22 protein-coding genes, 1 tRNA gene and 1 pseudogene are annotated in these 21622 nt (G+C 53.9%); 6 read left to right on the plus strand and 18 right to left on the minus strand.

What is annotated here, in order from left to right:
* Nucleotides 1-36: 36 nt before the first annotated feature.
* A complete protein-coding gene (locus GY33_RS0107840; protein ID WP_031386808.1) occupies nt 37-2241 on the minus strand; it encodes a type IV secretion system DNA-binding domain-containing protein in 2205 nt (734 codons plus the stop codon).
* Nucleotides 2242-2383: 142 nt separating this feature from the next.
* On the opposite strand from GY33_RS0107840, the gene GY33_RS0107845 reads away from it, so the two are divergent.
* The 6 genes from GY33_RS0107845 (at nt 2384) to GY33_RS0107865 (ending at nt 7207) form a co-directional block, all read left to right on the plus strand.
* Complete coding sequence (locus GY33_RS0107845) at nt 2384-2974, plus strand: restriction endonuclease subunit S (RefSeq protein WP_031386809.1); 591 nt, start codon at nt 2384-2386, stop codon at nt 2972-2974.
* Nucleotides 2965-3708, plus strand: coding sequence for a metallophosphoesterase family protein (locus tag GY33_RS0107850; protein WP_031386810.1), 744 nt, complete (start codon nt 2965-2967; stop codon nt 3706-3708). Before GY33_RS0107845 ends, GY33_RS0107850 begins: the two co-directional genes overlap by 10 nt.
* 513 nt (nt 3709-4221) lie before the next feature.
* Entirely contained in the window at nt 4222-5112 is an 891-nt protein-coding gene (locus tag GY33_RS20985) for a hypothetical protein (RefSeq protein WP_152555137.1), read from the plus strand.
* Nucleotides 5113-5193: 81 nt separating this feature from the next.
* The gene (locus GY33_RS19720) at nt 5194-5739 is read left to right on the plus strand and encodes an SMI1/KNR4 family protein (protein WP_051822414.1); all 546 of its coding nucleotides are present in this window, start codon (nt 5194-5196) and stop codon (nt 5737-5739) included.
* A gap of 85 nt (nt 5740-5824) precedes the next feature.
* Complete coding sequence (locus GY33_RS0107860) at nt 5825-6679, plus strand: PDDEXK family nuclease (protein ID WP_031386812.1); 855 nt, start codon at nt 5825-5827, stop codon at nt 6677-6679.
* Between the two features lie 84 nt (nt 6680-6763).
* A complete protein-coding gene (locus GY33_RS0107865; protein WP_031386813.1) occupies nt 6764-7207 on the plus strand; it encodes an NIF family HAD-type phosphatase in 444 nt (147 codons plus the stop codon).
* Nucleotides 7208-7507: 300 nt separating this feature from the next.
* On the opposite strand, the gene GY33_RS0107870 is transcribed toward GY33_RS0107865, so the two are convergent.
* From GY33_RS0107870 to GY33_RS0107945, 17 genes and pseudogenes are all read right to left on the minus strand, one after another.
* The gene (locus GY33_RS0107870) at nt 7508-8749 is read right to left on the minus strand and encodes a tyrosine-type recombinase/integrase (RefSeq protein ID WP_031386814.1); all 1242 of its coding nucleotides are present in this window, start codon (nt 8747-8749) and stop codon (nt 7508-7510) included.
* A gap of 232 nt (nt 8750-8981) precedes the next feature.
* Nucleotides 8982-9068, minus strand: a tRNA-Leu gene (locus GY33_RS0107875).
* Nucleotides 9069-9085: 17 nt separating this feature from the next.
* Complete coding sequence (secG, locus tag GY33_RS19065; protein ID WP_035271578.1) at nt 9086-9451, minus strand: preprotein translocase subunit SecG; 366 nt, start codon at nt 9449-9451, stop codon at nt 9086-9088.
* A 21-nt stretch (nt 9452-9472) separates the two neighbouring features.
* Complete coding sequence (gene tpiA / locus GY33_RS0107885) at nt 9473-10243, minus strand: triose-phosphate isomerase (RefSeq protein ID WP_031386816.1); 771 nt, start codon at nt 10241-10243, stop codon at nt 9473-9475.
* A complete protein-coding gene (locus tag GY33_RS0107890) occupies nt 10240-11430 on the minus strand; it encodes a phosphoglycerate kinase (RefSeq protein WP_031386817.1) in 1191 nt (396 codons plus the stop codon). Before GY33_RS0107890 ends, tpiA begins: the two co-directional genes overlap by 4 nt.
* Nucleotides 11427-11942 carry a ribosomal protein S18-alanine N-acetyltransferase gene (gene rimI / locus GY33_RS0107895; RefSeq protein WP_051822415.1) on the minus strand — a complete coding sequence of 172 codons (516 nt, stop codon included), beginning with the start codon at nt 11940-11942 and terminating at the stop codon, nt 11427-11429. Before rimI ends, GY33_RS0107890 begins: the two co-directional genes overlap by 4 nt.
* Nucleotides 11943-11972: 30 nt before the next feature.
* Nucleotides 11973-12773, minus strand: a complete 801-nt coding sequence (locus GY33_RS0107900) for an inositol monophosphatase family protein (RefSeq protein WP_031386819.1) — start codon at nt 12771-12773, stop codon at nt 11973-11975.
* A gap of 104 nt (nt 12774-12877) precedes the next feature.
* Entirely contained in the window at nt 12878-13588 is a 711-nt protein-coding gene (locus tag GY33_RS0107905) for a hypothetical protein (RefSeq protein ID WP_031386820.1), read from the minus strand.
* Between the two features lie 27 nt (nt 13589-13615).
* Entirely contained in the window at nt 13616-13951 is a 336-nt protein-coding gene (locus GY33_RS0107910) for a hypothetical protein (RefSeq protein WP_031386821.1), read from the minus strand.
* 37 nt (nt 13952-13988) lie between these two features.
* The gene (locus GY33_RS21390) at nt 13989-14651 is read right to left on the minus strand and encodes a YIP1 family protein (protein WP_162531421.1); all 663 of its coding nucleotides are present in this window, start codon (nt 14649-14651) and stop codon (nt 13989-13991) included.
* Between the two features lie 267 nt (nt 14652-14918).
* Nucleotides 14919-15014 (minus strand): annotated as a pseudogene (locus GY33_RS21960) (zinc-ribbon domain-containing protein); the annotation flags it as partial.
* Nucleotides 15015-15116: 102 nt separating this feature from the next.
* Nucleotides 15117-15599 carry a flagellar export chaperone FliS gene (gene fliS, locus GY33_RS0107920; RefSeq protein ID WP_084184957.1) on the minus strand — a complete coding sequence of 161 codons (483 nt, stop codon included), beginning with the start codon at nt 15597-15599 and terminating at the stop codon, nt 15117-15119.
* A gap of 70 nt (nt 15600-15669) precedes the next feature.
* Nucleotides 15670-17343, minus strand: a complete 1674-nt coding sequence (gene fliD / locus GY33_RS0107925; protein ID WP_031386824.1) for a flagellar filament capping protein FliD — start codon at nt 17341-17343, stop codon at nt 15670-15672.
* Between the two features lie 153 nt (nt 17344-17496).
* Nucleotides 17497-18468 carry a flagellin N-terminal helical domain-containing protein gene (locus tag GY33_RS0107930; RefSeq protein ID WP_031386825.1) on the minus strand — a complete coding sequence of 324 codons (972 nt, stop codon included), beginning with the start codon at nt 18466-18468 and terminating at the stop codon, nt 17497-17499.
* 299 nt (nt 18469-18767) lie between these two features.
* Nucleotides 18768-19985, minus strand: a complete 1218-nt coding sequence (locus tag GY33_RS0107935; protein ID WP_031386826.1) for a replication-associated recombination protein A — start codon at nt 19983-19985, stop codon at nt 18768-18770.
* On the minus strand, nt 19982-20794 hold the full coding sequence (locus tag GY33_RS0107940) for a hypothetical protein (protein WP_031386827.1): 813 nt from the start codon (nt 20792-20794) through the stop codon (nt 19982-19984). The genes GY33_RS0107935 and GY33_RS0107940 overlap by 4 nt, the downstream gene beginning before the upstream one ends.
* 41 nt (nt 20795-20835) lie before the next feature.
* Nucleotides 20836-21612, minus strand: a complete 777-nt coding sequence (locus GY33_RS0107945; RefSeq protein WP_031386828.1) for a 16S rRNA (uracil(1498)-N(3))-methyltransferase — start codon at nt 21610-21612, stop codon at nt 20836-20838.
* Nucleotides 21613-21622: the final 10 nt, after the last annotated feature.

Genomic DNA, 21622 nt, shown 5'->3' on the forward strand with positions numbered 1-21622 from the left:
CGATTTGTGGACCAGCTCGTGCTCACGACATTAATGTCAAGACTGCATTTCTATCCATTGCGCCTTCTGTTCCTGGGCGACGCATGTGTCGCAAAGAACAAATTCTTTTTTTGAAAAATTATTTGACCTTTTGACGACCCTGCCACAACAAACGCAAAGTTTTCGGCTGGCCCGCGCGGCGGATTGCAAAATTTTCGTCACGCCTTCTCGCTCTTGGAAAAAGATTCCCTCCATATTTTTCACCTGAATATTCAGGCGTGCGCCCCATGTCGTCACCCGTTTGATTGGCACAGCCAGCCGGGCTTTCTGCATTTTACTGGCCGCGGCGTGCAGAATTTTGTCCCAAGCGTAAGGATAGGAGATGATGTCGATAGGTTTTGCCAGGAGCATGTGATATTCTTGAATAAAGTTGCGCACATAAAACGACATGTCCGTCTGCTGTTCAAAAAAGCACTCCAGACAGCAATTGGACTTGCTTGTTTTGTAATTGTCGACGGAATCGTCTTTCCTATGGCAAAGAGAGCATATCTTCCATTCCCGCATGTAGTGACTCAGCCATGCGCCGCCGCCGGTCGATTCGATCTCCACCCCGTCAGTCCCCACGCGGATGCAGGTTATAAATGCTTTGTTTTTGCGTGCCTGACGAAGACAATCAACCAGAGTTTTCAACAAGTATTTTCCTGGCCGTACTGTTATTGACACCGAGGCTGTTTCACTCAGGACGTCCTTGAAGCGTGGCAGCAGCTTGGCCAATTTTGGATATTTTTTGGTCCACCTTGTGCTTTGGATTATTTCGCGAATCAGGGCCATCTGGCACTGGCCCGCTGGGATGACCTTGGCTGTTTCCGGTTGCAGGGCGGCCAGCCGCGCCTTGATCCGGTCATGCTCTTTCTGAACGGATTCGATACTGACGACAAGGCGGCGATCAGGAAAGGCGTATTTGGCAACGATGGCCTCGGCCTTGTTCAGTTTCTGTACGGGTTTTTCCGCTTCAAAAAACGTCTGCGTCCAGGCGTCTGTCGCGGGGTCGTCGGTCTGCAAAATAATCTTGGCGCCGAAGTTGGACAGCATGGCTCGGGTCCGGTGCTCTAGGCCATTACGGTACAAACTGGACATGGCCTGGGTCGCCGCGACGTTGATCACCTTGAATTCACGAGCTTTGGAAAACCAGCTGAAGTCGTCCAGGCTCGATTGTTCATCCAGATTCAAAATATCCTGGAATTCATCCATGATCGTGAAAACGGGCCTGGCATCAGATCCTGCGGGAGAATAATCGTACCTGGTGTAGACCGCGGAGTAGAATCGCTCCTTGAGCATTCTGGCGATGGTTTTGCCTGGAGCGCCTGAGCTGGACGAAAAGCGGATCAGGACGATCTTGGCCTGATCCAGGATCAATTTGCGCAGGTCCAGCGCAAGCCCTCCGGCTGCCGACAGCTTCTCGCTTAAGGGGGCGTGTTCAAATGCGTTCAACACTTTTCTGGCGTTGGAAAGCTGCCAGGTCAGTTGTTGGTCGTATTCTCCCGATAACCTTGTCCCTTGATCCTTTTGGACCCTAAAAATATGGAAAGCGTCAGATTCAATCTTGGCCTGGAATTCCTTGCCTTCCACGCTTGGCCGCGCATTAACCAGCCAGTATTTCCAAACATCTCTGGCCAAGGCAAGATCTGCGATCATTTTCGACAACAAGGCCAGGGTCGGTGTCCAAGCCGGTGGATTCTCTGGCTCGAGCAATCGCAACAGGTACAGGCAATCGGTCACGAGCCTGACCCCTTTGTACAGCCAGTCAACATTCTTGGTATGCTCAAGGCCATGCATAAGGATGCTTTCCATCATCATGCTGAGTTCCTGGAAACCATACCCGGCGATGATGTTCACCGGCACCGCCTCCGGATGGGTTCCGATCTCGACGATGTCGTCGCCACGGCCGCACGACCTTGCAAGCTTGCGCAGATCCGAAGCAAAGGTGTTTTTCACGTCAATGATCAACCCTCCATATCCGGCCTGTATCAGCCTGGACAGCATCGGTGTCACGAGTCCTGTTGTCTTTCCACGGCCTGTTCCACCAAGGATGATCACATTGTGGCCGGCTTCAGCCATGCTGATCACCCTGTCTGAATCGAATCGAAAGAGAGGTGTTGGCATGGGTGAGGCATGATGCCTGTGACCGATCATGTTTTTCATGATCAGCGCCGAGTCACGATTTTGAAATGCTTTCCGGAGCTTGTGGGCTTCAACCTTCATACTCTGCCCCTCCTCATGTGATTAGTGACATGACTGAATTTTGGTGATCTCATGTTCGGTATTCCTGAGGGCCTTGACTTTTGCTTGTTAGTATATACATACTATCATTGAAATGTCAATACAAACAAAGCAAAGTTTAGTCATGAACACAAAACTAACTGATGTAACGGTGGCAAGGGGAGGGTTCGCGACAAGGAAAGAAATTGTCGAGGATCCTCAGGGAAACATTCGCATGGTGTTGCCGATGGATGTGCAGCCGGACAAGCCAATCGACTACAACAAGTTGCGTCGGATTCGCGTGGAGGGGATTGGCGATGTCATCGACAAGCACTTGCTTCGGCCGGGCGAGATACTGTTCTACGGAAGAATGGGGAAACGGGTGGCGACCCTGGTTGATCAGGATGTGCCAAAAAATGTTGTTGCGAGTCAGTTGATCGTTGTCCTGAGCATTATTTCCCGTTCGATTCTGCCGGATTTTTTGGCCATGTATCTGAATTCTGAGTATGCCAGAGGGTATTTCGCTCAAGTCGCCAGGGGAGCGCATCCCATGGTCAGCATGCGGGCGTTGCAGAGATTGCCCGTGCCCATGCCGAGCTTGGAAGAACAACAGGAAATCGCAAGCATGTGGAGAGGTTGGCAGGAAAGAAAGCAAAAACTGTTCAAGGAAATTGCAGAAGAAGAAATGCGAGTCCGGTTAGAGTTGGAGAAACGATTGGAGCAAGAATGCGGATAATGGTTCTCGGTGACGTGCACGGCATGTTTGCGAGGTTGAATGAACTGATAAACAGCAAGCAGCCGGATATAATCATTCAGTGCGGCGATTTTGGGTATTATCCGGAAGAAGTACGGCTGGATAGTGTCACTCAGGGCTTTGTCCGGCCATTCGATCCGGCAACCGCCATCAAGAACACCTTGCAAAACGGGAAGCGCACCAAAATATATTGGTGCGATGGAAATCACGAGCATTATCCGTCGCTGTTTTCCAGGTGGAAAGAGGCCGGGGGCAGGGTTGAGCCTTTTGAGGTCGGCCCTGAAATCTACTACATGCCGCGGGGCTCAACTCTGGATCTGCCCTCGGGAGAAAAGGTCTGTTTTCTGGGCGGAGCAAGGTCTGTGGACCGGCCGCTGCGTGATCCCGACGACTGGTGGGATGAGGAAATCCTGACACCGGACGTGCTCGATGTGCTGCCGGAAAGCGCGGACATGGTAATATCGCACACTGCTCCGTGGTCGTTCGGCATGGATGAAGCAATGGGTCCGTATTGCTGGCCTGAGTGGGACATGACAGCGGATACAAGTTGCGATGTTTTGGAGGAAGCGTTGAAGCGTCTGAAGCCGTTGCGATGGTACTTTGCGCATTTTCATTTTTATAAAACTGGTGAGATTGCTTCGGGTAGGAAATGGACGGCGCTTTCTGATCTTGAGTACTCGGGAAGAGGAAGAGCCTGGGAATGGTTGACAGGTTAGCATTGCTTTTCCGTCGAACTCGAAAAAATCGGGGTGGCCATGAATCTGATTGGTGATAATTTTAGGCAGATCACCAGCAATGTTGATCTCCCGAAAAATGGAGGATATGTAAAAACATCAAGATAAAAGACCTGAGTCAATCCCCCCATGATGGAGTTTTATTCCATGTATCGCAAAGACATTTGGCATACGGACCTGCAGCACGGTCAGCAGCATCCTTGACAATTTTCTTGCTCCGGCTCCAGTCCAGGCTGAAGGATGAAAAGCGTCGGGGAAGGGCGGATTCGCTGATAATAGAAAGCAAGCGAGCCAAGAGCAGGCTTGACCTTTCTTGTGGCCCAGGGAAATATGTAGGGGTGTTTTTTTTAATTCCGTATAATAACACTGTACTGACCCGCGTGCTCCGCGCGCCTGGCAGAACAATGCCGCTGCATCAAACCGAGCCGCCCGTCAGGCCTTCGGCCTGCCGAACGACTCGGCTGGTGAGCGCCGCGTTGGCTTAAGACTAAAGAAATGACTTCTGAAGACTTAGTACTGGAATTTTTTAAAAAAGAAGGTTTTCCAAGAATTAGAAAAGGGGAAAACAATAAGGACATTTGCGATTATCTGAAAGAAAATGGGTATGAATACACACCAGATCTAGTTTCAGGCCCTGACAACATAAGAGAAGCCCCTATAGAAGGACTATTTTTTATAGAAGTAATATCACCATCTAGTGAAATGCTTTTTGAAAGCCAATTTTTTGAAACTTGTGAAACCGATGTGCCAAAAGATTTTTTGGACAAATTCATACAAAATAAAGAACCAGGGGAATACGTTTCGATTTTTGATGCTTCGTCCTGCCACCACGAATGCTATTTGCAGAAATTGAATAAAAAATTGGATAAATATGCTCACAAGAGAAAATACACTAGCAATGGAAATCAATTTATAAGTGCTAATTTAGGAGTAGTACACCATTTCAATCTAGGGAACCTAGAAAATGGAAAAATTACTGAAACTAAAAAACTGATCACAGTCTTAGACTACATTCGTTTTTATAGCCACCTATCGGAAACTACAAGTTCTGACATAGTTTGTGGAGAAACTATACTCTTAGAAGAGATGTTTAATGAAAATCAACAAGAGTCATGTATTGTAGCAATCGAACAAGATTTAGGAAATGTTCCATGCTTATTCATTGTGTTGCATGTTGTTATAATAAAAGAAGGAATAATTAACGATCTAGCTCTCTTTTTATATAATTCTAATCCTTTAGTGAAACTAGACTTGCGATATCCAGTTCACAAATGGCTTTATAGCAAAGTATTTGAGCCAACGACTGAAGTTTTTCAAGATGATGATTATAAAAACAAAAATTTAACATTAAAAATAAATGCTGTAGACACTCTATTTAAAACATAATATTAGCCAGCAAAGCATTCCACCGGACTCGCTGAAGCTCGCCGGTGAATTCCACGTTAACTGCCAAAGAAGGATCAGTGCATGAAGGATATATGGGATCAAATTGAGGGCTTTTTGAAAGAACACGTTCCCACAGTTATTGCTACTTTGAATGGCCCGTCAACTGAAGAGGATTTGAATGTCCTTGAATCTGAAGTTGGCAATACTCTCCCGAATGATTTCAAGACCTACCTGATAGTAGATAATGGCCAAGATGATCCATCTCGGTTACAAACACTGTTTGAAGAAGGTACATTACTCTCTACGGAAGCAATTATAAAAACCTATCGCATGCTCAATGAAATTAATGAGAGTGGTGATGTTGATCCAATCGAGTGGTGGTCAAGAAAGTACCTTCCTATTACAGATTGCGAAGGTGACCATTTGGCTCTAAATCTGGAAACCTGTGAAATTGTGATGCATGTGCATGATTCGGGCATTGAAGAAGGTATTGCTGGTTCCTTCAAAGAGTGGTTTGAATCAAAGCTAATGATTTTTAAACAGGGTAAATTCACGGTAGATGAGGGCTATCTCGATCACTGGGAGGGAGTACAGCAGTTAACAAGTCAAAGTTCGCAAACTTGGTAAAGCTGTCATCTTTTTTGTTCCAAAAAAGCCGCCAACTTCACCAAGCCGGTGTTTGAGGCGTTGGGTATAAAAAGGAATAACGATAATGATGTCACCAGCGATGATCCATCAGTTACTATTAAACTGTCAATGGATCGAAAACGACATTACAAATAAAATAATTATCCCATGTCTTAATTCATTTAGTGTAAGAAATGCTCTAAAGCTTAGAGAGATAAAATTTACTGGTGGCACCTCAGAGTTAGGTAATGATATAGAATACTATGAGAACTTTGGCCCTGATATGTTACGTTTTTACACCGGCGTTCAAGTTAAAAAGGGCAACATAGGGCTAGGCGAAACAACAAGCCTAATTACCCAAGGCTCTCAAGCATTTGAAAAAGAAATAAGTGATATAGCTAGTGGTCATATATATCGTATAAATAGGTGGGTGGTGGCCACAACCGGAGCCATAACAGAACAAGCAAAACAACAAATAATACAACAATTAAGCAGATATGCTAAGCCAATTCACTTTTGGGATGGTCCGAAAATATCCTCACTAATTCTTGAATACTACTATAGAGAATTCATACAAGTCATGGGGATAGATCCAAGAATCGCAGCTAGTCAAAATGTGATCACGAATTATTGGGATCCTGATCAGCCAATGATCCTTGCAGATGACTTTAATTCAACATCATTTAAACAGTTAAACCTTCAAAATGAACATCCTATGGTAATAGGTTTGCTCATTACTGTGAAACCACTTGACCATAGCATACCTAGTGCGACATGCATAATTCGTAGTGATACCGATGAAATAACTGTTGACTCTTTGCAAAGCCAATTGCAACCTTACCTGATTAAATTTGAAAACAATAATTCTGTTGAAGCAAAATTGTTAGATGAAACACGAACTGTGCAAATACAGAGTAGGGCATCTATTTTCGTAAGGTAAAGAATATTAAATACCCAACAAGCCATTCCACCGGACTCGCTAAAGCTCGCCGGTGAATTAATCGTTAGCCAGACGAGGGTAATCATGGCTCGACTCGAGGTGCTCGCTCTTGATCTTGAAGGTACGCTGGTCTCGAATGCCGTGAGTCAGATCGCACGGCCGGGTTTGCACGACTTTCTTGAGTTCTGCCGACGAGAGGTTCCAAGGCTCGTCCTCTACACATCGGTTCCAGAGCGCAAGGTGCGGGAGGTCACCGCCAATCTTGTTGCAGAGGGTTCCGCTCCGGCCTGGTTCAAGAACGTCGAGTGTGTCCACTGGAATGGCCGCGTCAAGGACCTTACTATGATCCAAGGGACTACGGTAGAACGAACGCTTCTGATCGACGATTACGAGGGTTACGTCATCGAGGAACAGCGCCGTCAATGGCTTCCGATCGATACGTACTCGACGCCGTATTCAGCAGACGACACTGAACTCCAGCGGGTCAGGCAAGTTCTCGAAAACGAGTGGGGTTGCCATGCTGGCTAACATGGCCGTGACAGCATGGACCGCGGCTTACGGCCGGCGCTCAGGGCCGCGCACTTCGCGCTTGGCCCCGTTCTGTGAGTTAAAATTGAAGTCTCTACAATAGTACAGAGTGTTATTTACAGCGGGTTTTGTCCGTGGGTGTTGGCTGGCCGCTGCTAACGAATTTTTTCGACCAAGACCTTGAAAATCGCCTTTTCCGGTTCCCCCGCCAAGCGTACGTCGCCGGTTGGAACCAATCTGGGCACAGATCTGTAGCAAACATCCTCAGCAATTTGCTACATCTCAAGAAGTTTCGCCTCCTTACCCGTTCACGGCTTCAGCTTGCGGAAACGGTAACATTTTTCCACCAGCTCGGAGTTGATCCAGGTAGTCCGCCCACCACTGCATCATCCGGCGGCGTTCATCCAGGTAGATCGCCCGATTGTATATTCCGCGAATGGTGTTCTTGTCCGTGTGTGCCAGCTGCACTTCGATGACGCGGGAATCCCACTTGCCTGATTCGTGTAGCCGGGTACTGGCCAGGGTCCGGAAGCCGTGTGCGCACATTTTTTCTTTGGCATACCCGAGGGAGCGCAAGGCGGCGTTCACGGTGTTTTCGCTCATGGGTCGCCCGTTCAGCCGTTCGCCGGGAAAGATGAAGTTTCCCGGGGTGCCCTCGGTGAGCGGACGCAGGTCGTTGAGGATCTTCATTGCCTGGTCGGCCAGAGGGACGAGGTGGTCCTTGCGCATTTTCATTCGTGCCGAGGGGATCGACCATAAGGCTTCCTTGAAGTCGATTTCCTCCCAGGTGGCGTTGCGCAGTTCTCCGGGCCGCAAGAAGACAAGGATGCTCATCTGCAAGGCGCAATAAACCGTGTATGAGCAGTCAAAGCCGTCCATCGCCAAAAGCAGATTGCGAATGTCGGACGGTTCCGTGATGGCGGGCAGATGACGGACGGGAACTTTCTTCAACACGCCCTTGATCTCAGCAGCCGGGTTTCGTTCCGCCTTGCCGGTGCCGATTGCAAAGGTAAAAATGCTGCTCGATATTTGCGCGATTCTCCGGGCCGCTTCATGGGCTTCCCGCTGTTCAATGCGCCGAAGCTGAGTCAGGAGGAGGGGAGGGTCGATCATGCTGATCGGCTTGTTCCCGATCCACGGCAAAAGGTTTGCCTCGATGCGCCTCCAAATGGTCCCGGCGTAGTTGAGGGACCAAGTATCCTTGTTCGCTTCCCACCATTCCCGAGCCACCTTCTCAAAAGTGTTGTCCGCAACCTGTTTCTGGACGACCTGTTCCTGCTTGCGCTGCTGCTTTTCCAACGCAGGGTCAATGCCCTGGGAAAGCTTGACCAAAGCCTCGTCGCGCTTTTGGCGGGCCGCCTTGAGACTCATGGCTGGATACTTCCCCAGCGCCAACAGCTTGGCCTTGCCGACGAAGGTGAACTTGAAACGCCAGAGTTTGTTGCCGCCGGGTTTGACTTCAATGTACAGCCCCTGAGCATCGTATTTTTTGAAGGGCTTTTCCTTCGGCGCAAGGTTCTGAATCGCCTTGTCGGTGAGCATGGGGGATGCCTCCGTAACAGCCTGTTGGGCTGTAAGTTTCGGAAGTGAAAGTGGGGTACTTTTTCGCTTCAATAGTCCGCTGAAGCCCGATACCCCACGAGATACCCCAATAAAAAGCTGGATGTCAAAGGACGAGAAAAAAGAAAAAGGAGAAACCCGGACAACATTTCCGGGCTTCTCCTTTGATTTTGTTGACTTTTTAAACTTAGCTGGTTTTCGTCGGATTGACTCTTGGTGCCGAAGGGGGGACTCGAACCCCCACGAGGTTTCCCTCACCACCCCCTCAAGATGGCGTGTCTACCAATTCCACCACTTCGGCGTTTGATTTGCGTAAGATTACTGCGTTTCGGTCCGTGATTGCGGAGCGACGTCTTGGGGTTCCGCGGGGATCGAAATTTGTTCTTCGATGCTGCCGGGAGTGGAGGGAACTTGCGGTAAATCAGCAGGAAAGTCAAGGATCACGGATTCCTCGGCGATACGCTGTCCGCTCATGTAGGTGAAGCTCAGGGAGGTGATGATGAAAATGCTGGCCACGCTGATGGTCAGCTTTTTGAGCAGCCCCCCGGCGCCGCTGCTGCCAAAGACGGAGCTACTGCCTCCGCCGAAGATGACGCCCATTCCCTCCTTGCCGGATTGCAGCAGGATGAGAATGACCAGGGAGATACAGGCCAAAACGTGAATGGTGATAATCAGTGCGTTCAAAACGGTGCTCCTTGCGATATTTCAGACAGCCGAGGCAATGGCCGTGAAGCTGTCGACCTGCAAACTTGCGCCACCTACCAGCACGCCGTTCACATTGTCAAGGGCCAGGATCGCTCCGGCGTTGTCCGGCTTGACGCTGCCGCCGTAGAGAATGCGGATTTTGTCGCCGCAATGCGGGAAGGAATCCTCTAAAGTCTTGCGAACAAGGTCGTGGGCCGCGACGATGTCCTCGGTCTGGGCTACCTTGCCCGTGCCGATGGCCCAGACCGGTTCGTAGGCGATGGTCAGTCGGTCCGGAGTCACGCCGTCCTTATTTACCTCGGCTAATCCCAGGCGCAATTGTCCCTTGAGTACGTTTTCCACGCTGCCGTGGGTACGCTGGTCCAGGGTTTCGCCGACACACAGAATCATGTGCAGCCCGGCCTGTAGCCCAAAGGCGGTCTTTTGGGCGATGAATCGATCGGATTCCTTGAGTATGTGACGGCGTTCGGAATGGCCGACCAGGGCGTGGGTGCATCCGGCGTCCGCGAGCATGAACGGGGCGACTTCTCCGGTAAAAGCACCTTCAGCGGATGGATAAAAATTTTGCCCACCCAGGAACAGCCTTTGTCCACGGATGGTTTCGGCCACGGCCTTGAGTGCGGTGAAGGGCGGCAACAGCAGGACTTCACGGTCCTCGGGCAAGGAGTCACGGAGGCCGGCGGACAAGGCTGCGGCCAGCTCCACTGCCTGAGCCTCGGTTTTATACATTTTCCAGTTTCCGGCGATCAACGTTTTTGGGGCCGTGCTCATGCGGCACACTCCTTTAGGGCTTTGAAGGCAGGGAGATCCTTGCCTTCCATGAATTCTAGAAACGCTCCGCCCCCGGTGGAGATGAAGCTGACCTTGTCGGCCATGCCCGAGGCGTGGAGCATGGCGTCCGTATCGCCGCCCCCGACAATGCTCACCGCGGCGGACTCGGCAACGGAGGCCGCCACGTGCATGGAGCCGGAAGCAAAGGCCGGGTTTTCAAACGCACCCATGGGGCCGTTCCAGACCACGGTTCCAGCCCCGGCCAGAACTTCCGCGAACAGCGCTTGAGTGGCCGGACCAATGTCCAGGACCATTTTGCCCGCGGGAATGTTTTGGAACGGACAAACTCCGTCGGCCCGCTCGGACTTGAGATCGTCGGCGTAAACAAAGTCCACGGGAAGATAAAGTGCCGTTCCACGCTCCTTGGCTTTGGCCAGAACGGTTCGGGCCGTGTCCAGAAGATCGTCTTCCACCAGGGAAGAGCCCACGTCGAAGCCTTGGGCCTTGATAAAGGTGTTGGCCATGGCTCCGCCGATAATCATTCGATCCACCTTCTCCAGGAGATTGTTCAGCAGTTCCAGTTTGCCGGAGACCTTGGCCCCGCCGGAAACGGCCACAAAAGGGCGCTTGGGATCAGCCAGGGCCTTGCCCAGGTACTCCCACTCCTTCTGCATCAATAAACCAGCGCAACAGACCGGGATCAACTTGGCCACCCCGACGTTGGAAGCGTGGGCCCGGTGGGCAGTGCCGAAGGCGTCGCTGACGAAAACGTTCCCCAGCTTGGCCAGTTGAGCGCTGAAATCCGGATCGTTTTTGGTTTCCCCGGCATGAAAGCGCAGATTTTCCAGCAGCAGAATCTGTCCGGGCTCAAGGGCTTCGGCCATGGCCTGCACCTCGGGCCCCACGCAGTCCGGGGCCATGGCCACGTCCAGTCCCAGCAACTCGGAAAGGCGGCGGGCAATGGGCCGCAGGCTCAGCTCCGGAACAATCTGGCCTTTGGGGCGTCCCATATGGGAGCAGAGCACCAGGGCCGCGCCGCGTTCCAGCGCCAGCTTCAAAGTGGGCAGGCTGGCCCGGATGCGGCTGTCTTCCTTGATGACTCCCTGATTCATGGGCACGTTGTAGTCCACACGGACCAACAGGCGTTTATTCCGCACTTCGACGTCTTTCAAATACGTAATGCTCATCGGTCTCCTCCTGGCTTGAATGCGACAGGGCTGTTTTCATGTAAAGCGTATATTGACGGCATATGCGGACGAGGATCACACTGCATCAAGATAGCGTCTCTCGCTCCCTCCGGGCACCTGTAGTAATCCCGACGGCGTCCGATCCGCGTAAAACCAAGCGTCGTGTAGAGGTGAACGGCGGCACCGTTGGTTTCGTTCACTTCCAGGTGGCACAGTTCGATTCCCAGGGAAGCGCCGTGTTTCAAAGCAGCGGCCACCAGGGCCCGACCCAGGCCGCGTCCCCGGAAGCCCGGGCGAACGGCCATGTTCAAAATTTCCATTTCCGGAGGCAGAACGTGGCAGCTAATGTAACCGATCAGCATCGTACCGTCGCGAATGCCGTGCACGCGGCACGTGCCCCGGTCGTGGCCGTCTTGGAACTGTTCAGGGAACCAAGGCGCGGAAAAGTGATCGGCTTCCAACGCCGCGGCTTCCGGAAGTTCGTCGCGGGAGAGCAAAAAGACGCGAAACACGGTGGCGAGTTGGTTCTTGGTACGCAGGGATCAGCGTTCGGTCCTTCCCAGGGCCTCGACCATCTCCGTATGAACCAAGGCGTTGTCGGCCAGGATGGAAGGAATGCGCAGGTCGAACGCCGAACCGTCCATCCGAGTGACCACGCCTCCGGCCTCGCGGACCAGCAACCAACCCGCGGCCATGTCCCACGGCTTGAGATTGATTTCATAGAACGCGTCAAAGCGGCCGCAAGCGACATAGGCCAGGTCGCTGGCCGCTGAGCCGGGCCGACGGATCCCCTGGGTCAGGCTGAGCATGGTTTCCATCCATCCCAGGATCGGCGGCAACTGCTCACGTACGGAGTAAGGGAATCCGGTGGCGACCAGCGAATTTTCCAAATCCGGGACGGTGGAAACATGGACTGGAGCGTTGTTGAGATGGGTTCCCCGGCCCTTGGCGGCGTGGAACAGTTCGTTGAGTACGGGCAAGTGGACCAGCCCGAGCTGGACATCTCCCTCGTTCCACAGAGCCACGGAAATGGCCACAAAGGGAAAACCGTGGGCAAAATTGGTGGTGCCGTCCAGGGGGTCGATAATCCAGGTGGGGCTGTTCAGTTTTTTGCCCAGATCTTCGGCCGTGGCCGACTCTTCGGCCAGAAAATCGGCCTCGGGGAGCAGGGCGCCCAGGCGTTCCTTAAGCAGTTTTTCCAGGGCCAAGTCCGCGGTGGTGACCAGATCGATCCGGCCCTTATGGCGAATTTCCCTCGGAGCGTGCCAGTACCGCATCAGCAGGTCACCGGCTTCGCGGACGATGTCGATGGTTTTTGGGAGAAGCAGTGCGTGGTCGGTCATCCAGTGAACATATGCGGAAACAGAACGGATGCCAAGGCGCCGAATCAAGTGCCGATCTTCCAGCAGCGAACCGCCGTCACCAAATCATGCGCCTTAGTCCCGTTTCACCAGGGACAAGCCGGATAGACCTCCCAATTGTTGTTCCATTGGCCGACGTTCATGGCCAGGTCGCAGGCCAGGATGGTCATGATGGAGGAGACTGGTTCTTCGGGGAGACGGCGGGTGTGGTGGGCGATGATGTAGTCGCGGCGGGGTTGGGGCTCCATGCGTCCGGCGTGTTCCATGATCCAGATGCGCTGGCCGCCCTCCACTTCGAATATCTCCAGCCGCATGCTGATACTGGTTGTTCCCCTTGAGCCGCCGCTGAGAAAGTACGGGATTTCGCCGCGAACGATCAGGTCTACGTCCAAGGCTCTGGCCCTGGCCAAGGCTCTGGGGAGTCCCGGCCAGATCGCGTCTTCCTCGTAGACAAAGGACGGAAAGACCGAGGCTTGACTCCAGGTTTGCCAAAAAATACGGCCCAGTGCCCGGCCCAGGATGATGGGACTGTCCGTGGGCTGGGTGACCTGCATGGGGTAGAGAATGGCCGAGAGCGGGGCGGCTGGGTTGTTCTTGGGGTAAATGGAAATCACGGGAGGCCCGCGAAAAATCGGGGCGTCAGTGGTCACTTCCTGGGGACCGATGCGGGGTTCCCAGTAGTTTCCAATTACTCCGACATATTCCCCTGTTTGCCGGACCATGTCGCAGCCGGTGAGCATTGAAAGGCCCAAGGCCAAAAGCAGTATCCAAAAGCCGAGTCCGTTCCGTTTGCGCATGGTCGATGCTCTCCTTGGAGCAAGCAGCTATTGAGGCAAGGAAGAGGCCGTGGGGGCCTCCTTGACGGCTTCGAGCAAGTGTTCGCGGGATTCGATCAGATTCTCCCGTAACTGGAGCCGTTTCTCGGGAGTAACAAGCCGAAAGTTCGGACGCTCGATGATTTCCTCAAGCATTTGCATTTCCCGTTCCACTTTCATCAGACGGGTCCGAAGCCGCGGCTCATTGACGCAAAAGCGATTCACCGCCGCGGCTAAGGCCCGGACTTCCCGTGAAAGGTCCAGTAATGCCTCCGGTTTGGTTTGCTTGGAAATTTCCTGGGAATCCCGGTAATTTGACCAAATTTGTTTCAGCCAAGAGAGCATGTCGACAAATTCTCCGTTGCCTCGGTTGCGGCGTAGGTCAGAAAACCGGCGCCCCGCTGCGTTGAGCCATGCTCATGACGATGGCCAGCAGAAGAATAAACGGGATCAAGGGGAGCAACATGGCCAGGATGACTTTGGCCGTTGTCGTCCGATGAATATATTTGTAGCCCAAAAAGGTGACGACCAAAGACCAGATCGCTCCAACCAAGGGACCGACGAATGGAACCAGCGTCAACACCATCGGCGCGCTGCCGTAGGTCAGGGCCCGAAAGGTTCCCTCGAAGCCTCGCGTTGCTCCCCCGACCATGTTGAGGCAGGCATGAACCAGCACGGCCATGACGTACAAGAGCATGGTCAGGATGATCGGGTACCCCACCAGCAGCATCACGGCGCTGATCCCCATGGCCTCGCCTTCCCCGGTCATGCCCGATGTCACGCCGGTCATGTCCCAAAGCATCTGCAGGACGATCTGAAACTCGGCGACCAGCAGGTAAAAAATCAATGGCTTGATTTGCCCGGAGCCCACGGGCATTGCCTGAAAAAAGGCCGCCGGACGGAGCATGGCCCGTTTGATGGTCTCCCAGATGCCGGGGAAAAAGCCGTAAATATCCAGTCGCTCCCAGGGAACTTCGATTTCACCGTCCTCGGTAACCTCTTCGGGTTGTACTTCGTCTCGGGCTTCCTGGTGAGGTGAGCCCATGGACGCAAGGCTGTCCCAGAAATCGCCGTTATCGGATGGAGCTTTCTCAGGTGAAGCTTTGCCGGGGGGTGTTCTCTCAAGCGATGAGGCTTCGGGGTGTTCGGCCCTCGAAGCTCGCTGGACGGGGTCGCTTTCAGGAGTTCTTTCCGGTTCGGTTTGGGCTGATTCAGTTTGGGAGTGGCGGGTGTCTGGCTTGTCGGACGGAGCGTCCGTAAGCAGGGGGGGGGGAGAAACGGTTTCGCCCGCCGTACGGAATTGAAATTTATGTTTGCACTTCGGGCAGGTGGCGATCTCCGCCCGTTCCGGGATTTTTTCGTCTGAAACGGTCCTGGCGAAGCCGCATTGGGGACAGGTGATTTCCATGGTGTTTCCTCGGGGACAAACGTTCAACAACTTCGTTCATTCCTAGCCCGTCCCGAGGAGAGAAGCAAGCAAGCCTGAAGCCGTGCGCGGCTCGCCGGGTGATTACTTGTAGGCGTTTCTGGCGTATCGCATGGTCGTGGTCGGCGTATTCGTCTCCGGAGCAGCGAAGCCGGAGCCAGGGGCGGTCATGGTGGAGGTGGTCGAGGAAAACGTAGCTGGATTCTGGTTTTTGATCTCCTCGAACGCGGATTTGAGTCCGGAAAGAATGGAGATCACTTCGTCGATAAGCTTGGGGTCCAGCTTGAGGTTGGCCATCAGCAACCGCGTGTTGCAGTAGAAATAAAGCTTGTGCAGATTCTCGCCAAGCTCACCGCCTTTCTGGGTGTTCAAGCTGCTGTCCAGTTCTCCGATGATGTCCAAGGCTTTGGATATCAACAGTCCTTTTTGCTCCATATCCCGTTCTTTCATTTTCTGCTTGGCCTGCTGCAAGAAATTGATCGCCCCTCCATAGAGCAACACGACGACGTCTCCGGGGTTGGTCGTGGTGACCTGGGTTTGGAGGTAGGCTTTCGCGGCATTGTACATACTCTTCTCCCAATCTTGAAGGTATCGAACGTGCGACTGAGCACCAAGATGACACTCGGTGCCGCCCGGATTACTTCGTGTCCGAACTCAACTGCCCAAGCTGTGACCTTATGGAGGCGCCGAGCTGGTCGTAATAGCCGAGCAAGGTTTCCAAACGAGCGAACCGAGCGCGTAAGTCCCTCTCCATGCGGGTGATGCGACGCTGTTCGAACTCGATCTTTCTGTCGATTCCTTCTGTGATGTCGTCGTAGTTCTCTTCCAGAATCTTAAGCGGCCCGCTACTGCTGTCCGTCAAAGCCCGGAGAGCGTCAGCAAGTTCAGGGATTTTTCCGTATTTGAGAAAAACCTTGCCGGAGTAGTCGCCATCCACGGACAGGTCGTCCACCTTGATGACCATACCAGCCTCAGGTTTACCGCTCATACCGGTGATTTCTCCGTTGCCGCTGTAGCTGGCCGGATTGCCGTTGATGGTCGCGTTGATGATCGTGCCTCCACTGACCGTATATTTTACGTTGTACTCGCCACCCTTGGTCACTCCGTCGATGCTGGATAAATACCGAAAGTCCTGGGAATCACTGGAGCCGATATAGTCGGCGGCGAAAACACGGGCAAAAGCGTCCGGCCGATTACGCAGCGAGTGCTCCAAAACTTCCTCATCCAGCTTGAGCATGCCGAACGTGGGAGAGCCTTGATCGGCATCCGTAGTGATCCCGATCATGCCCAGGGAGCTGAAGACGTCGTTGTTTACGTCAAAGCCGATAGCCTTTACGGAAGTAATGGATTTCAGACGCGAGTCGATCATCTGGATGGCGTAGTTGCCGGTCAGGATGGACCCGTTGCCGCTCTGGTCCACCTTGGTCAGCTTGGTGATCTGGGCTCGCACCTCGTTGACCTGATCAACGAACTCCCGAACATTATCCAAAACCTTTTCATTGTTCACGGCAATGTTCAGCGTGGTCGTGCCGGCTTGGCGCAGACTTATGGTTACGCCTTCCAGCAAGTCGGATATCGTGTTTGTGGAGCGTTCAACCCAATCATCCTCCCCCGGGGGAAAGCCGTCGATCTTCAGCTTGGAGTTCTGCGCAGCCTGGGTTTCGTTGAAGTTCGTGTCTGCAAAATCAGGAACAGTGGTGGTACCATTGATGGTAATCGTCTTGTTCGCCCCCAGGTCCATGCCTCGAAGCTGCAAGTGGTGGGCGCCATCCGCGCTTTTGATGATACTGGCCCGAACTCCCGGATTTTCCGGGTCCGTATTGATCAGGTTGCGCAACCCCTCAAGGCTGCCACCGGACGGAAGGTTCAACGTCCTGGTTTTGCCGTTGTAGGAATAGCTGAACACCCGTGCCGAGCCGTCGGTGATGTCCTCGGTCGTGCTGGGCTTGGTGGTGGTGCTGGTCAGGATATGATTTTGAGCCAGCTGATGAACCTCAAGCACATGGCTGCCAACTTGGGCCTTGTCCGTGCCCGTGGCCGTGAGCACGTTCTTGTTGACGCTGTCCGCGTCCTTGACCATGAACTTGGCCATGGTGTTGATCTGTTGCAGGTTGGTCCGCAGGGTAAGCATCTTGGAGTTCAGCTCCCGAAACCCCTCCTGTTTCTGCTCCCACTCCTTTTTCCAGAGTTCCAAGCGGGCGGTTTGTCTGCGCTCCAAGTTGATCAACTGCTCAATCATGGTCTTGAAGTCTGTTCCAGACCCCAGACCGGTAAAGTTGATCGATCCTGATATAAGGGCTTCGGTATCCATAGATTCGACCTTGTCGGGAAATAGTTGCCGGTTCGAATTACCTCATGATTTTACAAGCAAAGTTGATGCCACGGTATTATATTGACCGCCATCACCAAAAAAGGCCGGACCCTGGACTGGGCCCGGCCTTGAAGATCAAGCCCTGATTGATGTTTAGCCGCCGATGAGCTGCATGGCCATCCTGGGCAGGGAGTTGGCCTGGGCGAGCATGGCCACTCCAGCCTGGGTCAGAATCTGGCTACGCACGAATGCCGTCATTTCCAAGGCAATGTCCGCGTCCGAAATCCGCGATTCCGCGGCCTGGATGTTTTCAGCCTGAATCTGGAGATTGGTGATGGTGTTCTGCAGCCGGTTTTGCAAGGCGCCGAGGCTGGCTCGAATGTTGTCCTTGGAGAGGATTGCCATTTCAAGAGCATTCAATGCCTGCTGTGCCCCCTGCTGTGTTGAAATCGAGTAGCCGGCATCATTTTCAAGTACTGAGGTTCCAATAGTTCCTGAGCTACGCGTGCCGTCAGATGCGTTTCCAACTCCTAAAGCCGATGCCGTGGCATTACCAATAGCAATGTAATAATAGTCCTCGGCACTGTCGTTCGATGGGCCAAAGTGAACCTTCAAAGGACCTGTTGATTTCAAACCACTACCATCAAATCCATCCCTCCAATTATGAGGGTTGCCTGCGGCATCACTGCCAGATTGTCCGGACAGATTTCCATTCAACAAATAAATGCCATTAAATTTCGTCGCATTGGCGATTCGGGTGATTTCCGAGGCCATGGCCTGATACTCGGAGTCAATAATCAACCTTTGGTCTGAGTTGTAGGTACCGGTGGCCGCCTGGGTGGCCAGTTCCTTCATCCGGATCAGCTTTTCGTCGATAACGGCCAGGGCGCCGTCGGCCGTCTGGATCATGGAGATGGCGTCGTTGGCGTTACGGACGCCCTGGTTCAGCGAGGCGATCTCCGCCCGCATCAACTCACGAATGGCCAATCCCGCAGCGTCGTCGGCACCGCTGTTGATGCGCAGACCGGATGAAAGACGCTGGGTGGACGTGGCCAGAGCGCCATAATTGCCACTCAGGTTGCGGGCCGCGTTCATGGCCATAAGGTTGTTGTTAATACTTAACATAGCACTTCCTCCTTGAATATGTTGGCTTCCTTGCCTGGGCGTCAAACCGTCCATCATGGACATGATCCTCACCCGCCGCGGGTGGGGCCGCCCAGTATTTGACTACTGTATCGACGGATGGAGGAAAAACTTTAGAGTGAAATCAGAATTCACAAGAAATGCTGATTTTTCCTCACCCGTCATGTTGTGATGGCAAGGGGAAAAGCTTTCCGTATCCGGCTGTACGGAAGGCTAGACAGGAAGTGATTTGCAAAAAAGAAGCCGTTTAGAGGGGATGATTTTGAAAACTCACAATTCGGTCAGCCAACGTTCCGCTTCTTCCGATACTTGGACAGCCAGGCGTTGAGCCGTGGCTCCTGGCCTTGGAGTTTAGGTTCGTAGAAGCGGAGGTTGACTTCGGCGGGGAGGTAGTCCTGTTCCACCCAGGCGTCGGGGTAGGCGTGGGGGTATTTGTAGCCGCGACCGTAGCCCCATTCCTTTTGCAAGGCCGAGGAGGCGTTGCGCAGGTGCAGGGGGACGGGCCGGGGGCCGTGGGCGCGGATTTCTTTCTGGGCCGCCAAGTAGGCGGCATAGGTGGCGTTGCTTTTGGGGGCCAGGGAAAGATAGACGGTGGTTTCGGCCAAGGGGATGAAGCCTTCGGGCATGCCCACGAATTCCACGGCCTGCTGGCAGGCCACGGCCAGGCTCAGGGCCTGGGGATCGGCCAAGCCGACGTCTTCGGAGGCCGAAAGGATCAGGCGACGGCAGATGAAGCGGGGGTCTTCGCCGCTTTCCAGGAGGCAGGCCAGGTAGTAGAGGGCCGCGTCAGGGTCGCTGCCGCGAATGGACTTGATCAGCGCGGAGGCCAGCTCGTAGTGGGAGTCGCCCTCCCGGTCCCCGCGCAGAACCACTTCGGGCAAGGCTTGCCGCAGCTTGTCCTCGGCCCATTTTTCCGGCGACAATTCCGCGGTCAGCTCCAGAAGGTTGAACAGGCTCCGCGCGTCGCCATTGGATAAACCGGCAAGAATTTCCAGGCTGGTCTCGGGGATGGCGGCCCCGAGGCTTTGTGCTCCGCGCTTGGCCAGGGTGGTCAATTCCTGGCGGTTCAGCGGCCGCAGGCGCAGGACATGCATGCGCGAAAGCAGTTGCTTGGTCACGCTGAAGGACGGGTTTTCCGTGGTGGTGGCCAGCAGGGTGACTTCTCCGCTTTCCAGGATAGGCAGGAAGAAATCCTGCTGGGCCTTGGAAAACCGATGCAGTTCATCCAGTACCAGGATTTCCATGTTCTCCAGCTTCTTGCGCAGATTGGCCAGCCCCACTTCCGGCGCGCTCAGACGCAAATAGGGCTGGTTGCGGGAAGTGGCCAAAAGCAGGGCCAGGGTGGATTTACCGCAGCCCGGAGGGCCGAAAAGCAGCAGGCTGGGCATGCGCTTGGCCTGAAACAGGGCTTGCAGCCTGATCCGTAAATGATCCTGGCCGACGAAATCTTCCAGTTTGGTCGGGCGAATGGCCGCGGCCAGGGGCTGTTGAAAGCTCATCGCCCCTCCTTGTGATCGCCGGGGGAGGGTGGCTCGGTACCGTCGCCACCATCTGGGCTTGGCGGCGACCCGGAGTCGCGAGAGGCAGGAGGCTGGGCCGCTTCATCCAGTTCCGGAAGGACCACCTCTACTTCGGAAAAATCGTAGGCAATATCCCCGACCACCTCGACGTCATCCTGTTCGCGCTCGTCGCCCGTTCCCACGGGACCGCGCTCCTCGCCAACCGGCTCGGGTAAATAGTCCTGGGGAAGCAGGTCCTGGGGCAATTCGATCTCCCAGACCGGCAGTTCCTCTTCGGTGGTTTTGGCTTCTTCGGAGAAATCGGGTTTTGTGTCGCCGTCTTGGTAAAATGCTGTCGTATCGGCATCATCCACTGACACGACCTCAGCCTGGAAGAGGTCGGCTTCAAGGGGAGTATCGTCCGCCACATCCGGCTCGATCCGTGTGCCTGAGGGTGCGACCTCGAAATTATCCTGGGCCGACGCGGCAACGGAAACAGCGGGGGTATCTTCCGATTGCACGGACTCTTCAGGCGGCGACAAGTCAAAATCCGAGGTTTGTTCGTCAAAAGCGAAGAGTTCGGCGGCCTCAACATCCAGTTCGAAATCCATCGGCTCCGGGACTGTTGAAGTCTCCGGTTCCACCACTGCCTCCGGCGGTTCAGAGGCGGATTCGGGCAGCCACTCATGTCCGGCTGATTGGAGCCAATTCAGGTTCAGGGCAGAGCGAATCGACTGCCAGTCGTAGCCGCACTTGGGACAGGTCGCCAGGTGATCAAAACTGGTGTGCTTGCATTTGGGACAGTACATGGGGCGGACTCGCGGGATGATATGGATTTAACTTGGGACACTCAGGGTTCTGGCAGGCCGCTCTGGGTCCGCCAGTAACATAGCCCGAGGCAGAGCAGAGCGGCGGTTTCCCAGCGCAGGGTGGACCGGCCCAGGGAGCGGGGCAGGTAGCCGTTGTCGATAAAGACTTGTGCCTCACCCTCGGCCAATCCGCCTTCCGGTCCGAAAACCAGGAGCACGGGGCCGGAGTCAGGAAGTTGGCCCGGATCAAACAGATCGCTCGGAGAAACACTTTCCCAGATCAAAAATTTCCCGATCTCCGGACCTGCCTGGGACCAATCCTGGATAGAAGCTTGATGAGCCCAGCTGGAGCACAAGCTGATCACCTCGTCGGGTCCCCCGGCAACGGTGGAGATTGTGGGCAGCCAGGGATTGCCGCATTGCTTGGCCGCATTGATCATGTGATCGACCCAGCTCTCCTTGGGTTGATCCGGAACCTTTCCTTGACTGCGCGAGGCTTGCCAAAAAATCAACCCCGCGGCCCCCAGTTCCACGGCTTTTTCCAATATCCACCCACGACGCGAAGCCTTGTTCCAACCCATGGCCAAATGGATTTCCCGTCGTGGACGCGGAAGCCGTTGCTGAGAGAGAAGGTCCAGGCGGGCTGTTTTCCGGGTCACGGTCCGCACGATGAAATCACCGATCCTCCCATGTCCATCGAAAAGGCGTACGGTGGTTCCCGGACGAGCGCGCAAGACGGTGAGCAGGTGATGGGCTTCCGGTCCTTCTAATTGGAACGGCTCTCGCCATTGTTCCGGGGCCAGGTAGAGAGATTTCACGGCTTGACGC

Source organism: Desulfonatronum thiodismutans (assembly GCF_000717475.1).
Lineage (GTDB): Bacteria > Desulfobacterota > Desulfovibrionia > Desulfovibrionales > Desulfonatronaceae > Desulfonatronum > Desulfonatronum thiodismutans.

What these genes read in the sequence shown, in the direction of transcription:
- GY33_RS0107840 (WP_031386808.1), bottom strand. Translation starts at nt 2,241, where the DNA reads ATGAAGGTTGAAGCCCACAAGCTCCGGAAAGCATTTCAAAATCGTGAC.
- GY33_RS0107845 (WP_031386809.1), top strand. Translation starts at nt 2,384, where the DNA reads ATGAACACAAAACTAACTGATGTAACGGTGGCAAGGGGAGGGTTCGCG.
- GY33_RS0107850 (WP_031386810.1), top strand. Translation starts at nt 2,965, where the DNA reads ATGCGGATAATGGTTCTCGGTGACGTGCACGGCATGTTTGCGAGGTTG.
- GY33_RS20985 (WP_152555137.1), top strand. Translation starts at nt 4,222, where the DNA reads ATGACTTCTGAAGACTTAGTACTGGAATTTTTTAAAAAAGAAGGTTTT.
- GY33_RS19720 (WP_051822414.1), top strand. Translation starts at nt 5,194, where the DNA reads ATGAAGGATATATGGGATCAAATTGAGGGCTTTTTGAAAGAACACGTT.
- GY33_RS0107860 (WP_031386812.1), top strand. Translation starts at nt 5,825, where the DNA reads ATGATGTCACCAGCGATGATCCATCAGTTACTATTAAACTGTCAATGG.
- GY33_RS0107865 (WP_031386813.1), top strand. Translation starts at nt 6,764, where the DNA reads ATGGCTCGACTCGAGGTGCTCGCTCTTGATCTTGAAGGTACGCTGGTC.
- GY33_RS0107870 (WP_031386814.1), bottom strand. Translation starts at nt 8,749, where the DNA reads ATGCTCACCGACAAGGCGATTCAGAACCTTGCGCCGAAGGAAAAGCCC.
- tpiA (WP_031386816.1), bottom strand. Translation starts at nt 10,243, where the DNA reads ATGAGCACGGCCCCAAAAACGTTGATCGCCGGAAACTGGAAAATGTAT.
- GY33_RS0107890 (WP_031386817.1), bottom strand. Translation starts at nt 11,430, where the DNA reads ATGAGCATTACGTATTTGAAAGACGTCGAAGTGCGGAATAAACGCCTG.
- GY33_RS0107900 (WP_031386819.1), bottom strand. Translation starts at nt 12,773, where the DNA reads ATGACCGACCACGCACTGCTTCTCCCAAAAACCATCGACATCGTCCGC.
- GY33_RS0107905 (WP_031386820.1), bottom strand. Translation starts at nt 13,588, where the DNA reads ATGCGCAAACGGAACGGACTCGGCTTTTGGATACTGCTTTTGGCCTTG.
- GY33_RS0107910 (WP_031386821.1), bottom strand. Translation starts at nt 13,951, where the DNA reads ATGCTCTCTTGGCTGAAACAAATTTGGTCAAATTACCGGGATTCCCAG.
- GY33_RS21390 (WP_162531421.1), bottom strand. Translation starts at nt 14,651, where the DNA reads ATGGGCTCACCTCACCAGGAAGCCCGAGACGAAGTACAACCCGAAGAG.
- fliS (WP_084184957.1), bottom strand. Translation starts at nt 15,599, where the DNA reads ATGTACAATGCCGCGAAAGCCTACCTCCAAACCCAGGTCACCACGACC.
- fliD (WP_031386824.1), bottom strand. Translation starts at nt 17,343, where the DNA reads ATGGATACCGAAGCCCTTATATCAGGATCGATCAACTTTACCGGTCTG.
- GY33_RS0107930 (WP_031386825.1), bottom strand. Translation starts at nt 18,468, where the DNA reads ATGTTAAGTATTAACAACAACCTTATGGCCATGAACGCGGCCCGCAAC.
- GY33_RS0107935 (WP_031386826.1), bottom strand. Translation starts at nt 19,985, where the DNA reads ATGAGCTTTCAACAGCCCCTGGCCGCGGCCATTCGCCCGACCAAACTG.
- GY33_RS0107940 (WP_031386827.1), bottom strand. Translation starts at nt 20,794, where the DNA reads ATGTACTGTCCCAAATGCAAGCACACCAGTTTTGATCACCTGGCGACC.